This is a genomic window from Paraburkholderia sp., assembly GCF_035948235.1.
GTDB lineage: Bacteria > Pseudomonadota > Gammaproteobacteria > Burkholderiales > Burkholderiaceae > Paraburkholderia.
On record NZ_DASZJJ010000347.1, the window covers coordinates 1 to 6853 of the forward strand.

7 protein-coding genes are annotated in these 6853 nt (G+C 64.5%); all 7 read left to right on the top strand.

Annotation, left to right across the window (positions count from 1 at the left end):
• On the top strand, positions 1-504 hold a 504-nt coding region (locus VG320_RS30725; protein WP_327203835.1), incomplete at its 5' end, for a dimethylamine monooxygenase subunit DmmA family protein.
• The gene (locus tag VG320_RS30730) at positions 501-1445 is read left to right on the top strand and encodes a PDR/VanB family oxidoreductase (protein ID WP_327203836.1); all 945 of its coding nucleotides are present in this window, start codon (positions 501-503) and stop codon (positions 1443-1445) included. The genes VG320_RS30725 and VG320_RS30730, both read left to right, overlap by 4 nt.
• 10 nt (positions 1446-1455) lie before the next feature.
• Positions 1456-2466, top strand: coding sequence for a DUF3445 domain-containing protein (locus VG320_RS30735; RefSeq protein WP_327203837.1), 1011 nt, complete (start codon positions 1456-1458; stop codon positions 2464-2466).
• Between the two features lie 46 nt (positions 2467-2512).
• The gene (locus VG320_RS30740; RefSeq protein ID WP_327203838.1) at positions 2513-3643 is read left to right on the top strand and encodes an aminomethyltransferase family protein; all 1131 of its coding nucleotides are present in this window, start codon (positions 2513-2515) and stop codon (positions 3641-3643) included.
• Between the two features lie 68 nt (positions 3644-3711).
• Positions 3712-4569, top strand: a complete 858-nt coding sequence (purU, locus tag VG320_RS30745; protein ID WP_327203839.1) for a formyltetrahydrofolate deformylase — start codon at positions 3712-3714, stop codon at positions 4567-4569.
• Complete coding sequence (locus VG320_RS30750) at positions 4566-5468, top strand: bifunctional methylenetetrahydrofolate dehydrogenase/methenyltetrahydrofolate cyclohydrolase FolD (protein WP_327203840.1); 903 nt, start codon at positions 4566-4568, stop codon at positions 5466-5468. The genes purU and VG320_RS30750 overlap by 4 nt, the downstream gene beginning before the upstream one ends.
• Positions 5469-5474: 6 nt before the next feature.
• Positions 5475-6853: NAD(P)/FAD-dependent oxidoreductase (locus VG320_RS30755; RefSeq protein WP_327203841.1), on the top strand; the 1379-nt coding region annotated here is incomplete at its 3' end.

Genomic DNA, 6853 nt, shown 5'->3' on the forward strand with positions numbered 1-6853 from the left:
CCTTGCGACGATGCGCAGTTTCATTTGCTCGTCGTGCAGCGTCACACGTGCGATGCCGTCGCGCCCTTCATCGCGCGTCTCGCACAGCGCTCCGCACCATCGCGCGTGCTGAGCATGGAACGCGCCATGCCGCTCGCAATCGACTCGACTTTCTGCTCGCGCGAAGACGATCTGGCCACCGAGCTTATCGACACGCTCGCGCACTGCTCGCCCGGCACGCGTCTTTATCTGGCCGGCGATGAAGCCTTCATCTGGCGCATGCAGCGGCTCGCACGCGCGGCGGGCGTGGATCGTGGAGAAGTCTCGGCGACGGCGATCGGGGCGTTACGCACGGTGTATTGCGTGCATTGCGCGCAAGCGCACGATTACGGCGCGGATGATGAAGTCACCTGCAAGCAGTGCGGCGTGCGCCTCGCGGTGCGCGGCCATTTCTCCGAACGTCTGGGCGCGTGGCTAGGCGTCTGCGCCGACGCGGACCATGCCTACGCGGAGGTCCGCGCATGAATACGCTCGAAGTGCAGGTCAGCGCGGTGCGCATGCTCACGCCCGTAGTGCGCGAACTCACGCTGCGCGCCGTGACGGGCCGCTTGCCCGCGTTCTCGTCGGGCAGTCACATTCAACTCGTCATGCCCGCTGGCGGGCGCGAAATGCGCAACGCCTACTCGCTCGCCTGCGATCCGGCCGACCTGAGCGCCTGGCGCATCGCCGTGCGCAAAGCCGACGCCTCGCGCGGCGGCTCCGCTTTCGTGCACCGCGCCATCGAAGCGGGCATGACGCTGCGCGTCACACGCCCCGCGAATCTGTTCGCGCTGCACGCAACGGCGCGGCGGCATGTGCTGATCGCAGGCGGTATCGGCATTACGCCGTTTATCGCGCATATCGCCGAACTCGAACGCCGCGATGCCGATTTCGAACTGCACTATGCCTTGCGCGGCGGTCTCTCCGACGCCTACGCGAGCGAATTGCGCGAGAGCCTCGGCCCGCGCTTTCACGCTTATGACAGCGCCTGCGGCATTGCCGCGCGAATCGACGTGAAACGCGTGCTGGCGGCGCAGCCGCCGGGCGCCCATGTCTATGTCTGCGGCCCGCAATCGCTGATCGACGCCGTGCGCGACGCCGCCCGCACGCTTGGCTGGGCCGCACGCCGGGTGCACGCCGAAGCTTTCGCCGCACCCGCGCCTGGCACACCGTTTACTGCCGTGCTCGCGCGCAGCGGCCGCCGCGTTGAAGTCGCCGCAGACCGCAGCCTGCTCGAAGCGCTCGAAGCCGCGGGCATCGCCGTGCCCAACCTTTGCCGCGGCGGCGTCTGCGGCCAGTGCGCGACGCGCCATCTGGACGGCGCCGTCGAGCATCGCGATCACTTTCTAGCCGCCGACGAGCGCGAAACGCATCTGATGCCCTGCGTTTCGCGTGCCTGCGCCGCCACCCTTTCCCTCGACCTGTGAGCCCGAGTCCATGAGCGTCCTGATCAAGCCCGCCCAAACCTATCGCGGCGACTTCAGCTTCGCCAATAGCGCGAAGGCGATCGCGCGTTTCCCGTTTCCCTTTCCCGAGGACCGCTATCAGTACTCTGTCAACATCGAACCGGCCACGCCGCGCGAAGCGGGCTCCGTGTTCGAACATTGCTTCGACATCGACGAACACTACCGCTCCGAAGTAGCGGAACGCGCGCTCGTGCTCGAAAACGACCCGCGTCGCGCGATCCAGATGCCGCATATGCAGACGGCGTCGTGGGATGCGCTCGAACTCATCATGGAACATCTCGCCGCCGATTATCCGGAGTCCTTCACACTCGTGCGCGACGACAAGCGCTGGCACTGGACCAACCACGCGCTGGGCATCGAGCAGCGCTTCGAGTTCGGCGACGACAGCACGCTGCCCTATGCACCGCTCGAATATATCGCGCGGCAAACGCAGGGCGATTTCGCCTTGCTCGATCAGCGCGACGACGACCTTTATATGGACGCAGGTGTCATCACCGGCCCGGCTGACTGGTCGCTCGCCTTCGACGCGGGAATGAGCTTCAAGCAATGGCACGCGCCGGTGCCGCTCGCCCATCAGATGGGCGTGTTCGATCGCGCACTCAAGTACCTGCTCGCCATCCAGGCGGGCGCACCCGTGCGCCGCCTGAACTGGACGCTCACGGTGCACCCGCGCCTCGACACCTCGCCCGAGACTTATCACGAATGGGGCAGCGATCGCGGCACCGTCACGGCGACCAACGCCGGCGAACTCGTGCATCTGCGCGTCGAGTTGCAACTGATGGCGCGCCTGCCGCGCAGCCACGCCCTGGTGTTCAGCATTCGCACCTACCTGTGCAGCGTCTCCGATATCTGCACGAACGCGGCATGGGCGCAGCGTCTTTATCGTGTATTGCGCGATTTGCCGGATTCCATCGCCGACTACAAGGGCATGACGCGCTATCGACCGGCGCTGCTCGAATGGCTGAGCCGTTTCGACCGCTGATCATCCACATCATTAGTACTACCACACAGACAAACTGGAGCAGAACATGGCCAATTCATGGCGTATCTCCGCGCTCGCCGAGCGCCATCGCGCACTCGGCTCGACGCTCGAGGACTGGAACGGCATGGGCACCGCCTGGACCTATGCCAGCGATCTCGCGGATCATCACGAGGCTATCCGTACGAAGGCGGGCCTGATGGATGTTTCGGGCCTGAAGAAAGTGCACTATGTTGGTCCGCACGCGCAAAGTCTGCTCGACTGGGCCACGACGCGCGATATCGGCAAGCTCTATCCAGGCAAGTCGGTGTACGCCACCATGCTCAACGAAGACGGCAAATTCATCGACGACTGCATTGTCTATCGCACCGGGCCGAATGCCTTCATGGTCGTGCACGGCGCGGGCAGCGGTTACGAGCGGCTGGTCGCGTCGGCGCAAGGCAAGCAGGTGGCCGTGCTGTTCGACGACGATCTCCACGACCTCTCGCTTCAAGGCCCCGCCGCCGTGGAATTTCTTGCCGAACATGTACCCGGTATCCGCGATCTGCCTTACTTCCACCATCTGCAGACACGGCTTTTCGGTCGTCCGGTGATGATCTCGCGCACCGGCTACACGGGCGAGCGCGGCTACGAGATTTTCTGCAAGGCCGCCGACGCACCGCTGATCTGGGACACGATCCTCGCAAAGGGCGCAGCGTTCGGCATCATCCCCTGCGCATTCACAGCGCTCGACTGGCTGCGGGTGGAAAGCTACCTGTTGTTCTATCCCTACGACAACTCGGAGATGTATCCCTTCGCCAGCGAGAAGGCCGGCGACACGCTCTGGGAACTGGGCCTCGACTTCACCGTATCGCCCGGAAAAACGGCATTTTGCGGCGCGGGTGAGCACACTCGCCTCGCTGGCAAGGAGCGCTTCAAGATCTTCGGCGTGGAGTTCGACGCGGGCAAGGCGGCGCTGGACGGCGACACACTCTGGCACGCGGGCCAGCAGGTTGGCGTGGTGACCTGCGGGATGTATTCGCGCCTCACGCAGCGCTCGCTCGCCATCGCGCGTCTGGATGTGATGGCCGCGCAGCCGGGCTTCGCGCTGGAGGTGCGCGGCAGCATGGAAACCACCGCACGCGCCGCGCTCCTGCCCTTCGACGATCCCGAGAAAACAAAGCGCCTCGCCGTGGGCTGACGGCAACGGTGCGGCCGCGCCTATATCGGGCGGCCGATCTCAAGCGCAATTACTATGGAGTCCCAATTGTGACCCAGCAATTCGTTCTGGCCATTAGCTGCCCGGCCACGTCCGGCATCGTCTCCGCCGTGACCTCGTATCTCGCTACCTCGGGCTGCTATATCAGCGAACTTGCCCAGTTCGACGACGAAGCCAGCGGCACGTTCTTTATGCGCGCGGTGTTCCGCTTCAACGACGCCGCGCGCGGCGACATCGAAAAACTGCGCCGCGACTTCGCCAGCGTGGCCAAGGACTATCGCATGCAGTGGAAGCTAGCCAGCGCAAGCGAACCCATGAAGGTGCTGCTGATGGTCAGCAAGTTCGATCACTGCCTGACCGATCTGCTCTACCGCTACCACAAGGGCGAGCTGCGCATGCGCATCACGGCGATCGTGTCGAATCATCTCGACCTGCGGCCAATGGCTGAGCGCGAAGGTATCCGCTTCATCTATCTGCCCGTTACCGCCGAGACCAAAGCGCAGCAGGAAGCCGAGCTGCTGCGTCTCGTGGACGAAACCGGCACGGACCTCGTGGTGCTCGCGCGCTATATGCAGATCCTCTCGAACGATCTGTGCCAGCAGCTCGCGGGCCGCGCCATCAACATCCATCACTCGTTTCTGCCCGGGTTCAAGGGCGCGAAACCCTATCACCAGGCGTTCGAGCGCGGCGTAAAGCTGATCGGTGCGACGGCGCATTACGTGACCTCGGATCTGGACGAAGGCCCGATCATCGAGCAGGAAGTCCAGCGCGTCGATCACGCGCTGCGTCCGGATGACCTCGTCGCGATAGGTCGCGATACCGAGACCGTCGCGCTCGCGCGCGCGGTGCGCTATCACACCGAGCACCGGGTATTCCTGAACCAGAACCGCACAGTGGTGTTCCGATGAGCACCGCACGCACCATCGACGGCCGCGTGGCGGCGCAAACCGTGCTCGACGACGTCGCGCGCGAGGTGGCGGCGCTGCACGAGAACGGTATCGAGCCGTGCCTCGCAGTTGTGCTGGTCGGCGACGATGCGGCGAGCGACGTCTATGTGCGCAACAAGGTGCGGCGCGCGCAGGAGGTCGGCATCCGCTCGGTCGAACATCGGCTCGATGCGGCGACGAGCGAAGCGGCGCTGCTTGCGCTCATCGCTCGCCTGAACGCCGACCCCAAAGTGCACGGAGTGCTGGTGCAACTGCCACTGCCCGCCCAGATCGACGCGGGTGCGGTGATCGCCGCCATCGATCCCCTCAAGGATGTGGACGGTTTTCATCGCGAGAACGTCGGCCGGCTAGCGCTTGGCGAACCGACGCTCGCGCCGTGCACGCCGCAAGGCTGTCTGATCCTGCTACAGCAAACGCTGGGCGACCTCGCGGGCAAACATGCGGTGGTGGTGGGACGCTCGAACATCGTCGGCAAGCCCATGGCCGCGCTCTTGCTCAATGCGCATTGCTCGGTGACCGTCCTGCATTCGCGCAGCGAGAACGCGCGCGAACTGTGCCGCACCGCCGATATCGTGGTGGTGGCCGTGGGCCGCGCGGGCTTCGTGGACGCTGCGTGGATCAAGCCCGGCGCCGTGGTGATCGATGTGGGCATCAACCGCGTGGGCGCTGCGCTCGCGGGCGAACCCGCGCGGCTCGTGGGTGACGTCGATCACGCCAGCGTCCTGCAGGTCGCATCCGCGCTTACGCCCGTGCCAGGCGGCGTGGGGCCGATGACGATCGCCTGCCTCATGCGCAACACCCTACTGGCGGCGCGCCGCCAGTCGCTCTCCCTTCCCGATCCGCTTACTCTCGCGAGGTAAACCAGCATGAAGCAACGTGTAGCCATCATCGGCGCCGGTCCGTCCGGCATGGCGCAACTGCGCGCATTCCAGTCGGCGCGCGACCAGGGCGCGGACATTCCCGAACTGGTCTGCTTCGAGAAACAGGCCGATTGGGGCGGCATGTGGAACTACACCTGGCGTACGGGCACCGACGAAAACGGCGAGCCGGTGCACGGCAGCATGTACCGCTATCTCTGGTCGAACGGGCCGAAGGAATGCCTGGAATTCGCCGATTACACCTTCGAAGAGCATTTCGGCAAGCCGATCGCCTCCTATCCGCCGCGCGAGGTGCTGTGGGATTACATCAAGGGCCGCGTGGAAAAGGCCGGTGTGCGCGACTACATCCGCTTTAACACCGTGGTGCGCGACGTGCGCTACGACGAAGCGACGCAACAGTTCACGCTGACGAGCCACGATCTCGCCCACGATATCGCCCGCACCGAGACCTTCGACTACGTGGTGAACGCCTGTGGCCATTTCTCCACGCCCCACGCGCCGACCTTCCCGGGCTTCGAGAGCTTTGGCGGGCGCATCCTGCACGCACACGACTTTCGCGATGCGCTGGAATTCAAGAACAAGGACGTGCTGCTGATCGGCAGCAGCTATTCCGCCGAAGATATTGGTTCGCAATGCTACAAATATGGCGCGCGCAGCATCACAAGCTGCTACCGCAGCGCGCCGATGGGCTATCACTGGCCCGCCACGTGGGAAGAAAAGCCGCTGCTGCAGCGCATGAGCGGCAATGTCGCGCATTTCGCGGACGGCAGCGTCAAGCACATCGACGCCATCATCCTTTGCACCGGCTACAAGCATCACTTCCCCTTCCTGCCCGATTCGCTGCGCCTGAAAACGAACAACCGTTTGTGGCCGCTCGGGCTGTATCAAGGCATTTTCTGGGAAGACAACCCGCGCCTCATCTACCTGGGCATGCAGGACCTCTGGTACTCGTTCAACATGTTCGACGCCCAGGCATGGTACGCGCGCGACGTGATCCTCGAGCGCATCGCCCTGCCTGCGCGCGACGCCATGACAGCCAGCAGCCTCGCCTGGCGCGCGCGCGAAGAAGCCCTTGTGACCAACCAGGAAATGTTCGAGTTTCAGGGCAGCTATATCGAACAACTGGTAGCGGCCACGGATTATCCGAGCTTCGACATTGCCGGCGTGAATCGCACCTTTCTGGCGTGGAAACACGACAAGCACGAGGACATCATGGGCTACCGCAACAAGTCGTATCGATCGCTGATGACGGGCACGCAGTCACCGCCGCATCACACACCCTGGATCAAGGCGCTCGACGATTCGATGGCCGCGTATCTCGGCGAGCCTGCTCCCGCCTCGTCCGCCTCGTCCGCCTCGTCCGCCTC